Here is a 484-nt window from a genome sequence, read left to right as displayed (position 1 = left end):
ACATCGCCCGAATCACGAACCACCAACAGATTCGTGACGATCTCGACCAGTGCGAGTTCTCTACATCCAAACTGTGGAACGTCGGACGTTACTACATCCAACAACGGTGGGACGATGACGGTGAGATACCCGACGAAGCCGAGCTGAAGTCGGAGTTGAAAGACCACGAACGCTACAGTGACCTCCATTCACAGTCAAGTCAGCGAGTTCTCGAAGAACTTGCTGAGGCGTTCACCAGCTGGTACAACTCTGACGACGGCAACAACCAACCGGGCTACCGGAAACGTGGCGACGACCACCCGCGCTCCACCGTCACATGGAAGAAACGAGCCATCAAGCACGACGACAAGCACGGCCAGCTTCGCCTCTCAAAAGGTTTCAACCTGAAAGAGAACCGGTCTGACTTCATCCTCGTCGAGTACGAAACCCGCCCTGACGTAGAAGTTGAGAACATCCAGCAGGTGCGTGCCGTCTGGAACGACGA

At 55.2% G+C, this 484-nt stretch carries 1 pseudogene; it reads left to right on the top strand.

Going from position 1 to position 484, the window contains the following annotated elements:
* Positions 1-2 precede the first annotated feature (2 nt).
* Positions 3-484, top strand: a pseudogene (locus DVK07_RS21405) (RNA-guided endonuclease TnpB family protein); the annotation flags it as partial.

This window comes from Halorubrum sp. Atlit-26R, from assembly GCF_003666015.1.
GTDB lineage: Archaea > Halobacteriota > Halobacteria > Halobacteriales > Haloferacaceae > Halorubrum.
Note: the sequence above shows the minus strand (reverse complement) of the source record. Positions and strands in the feature narration are given on the sequence as shown.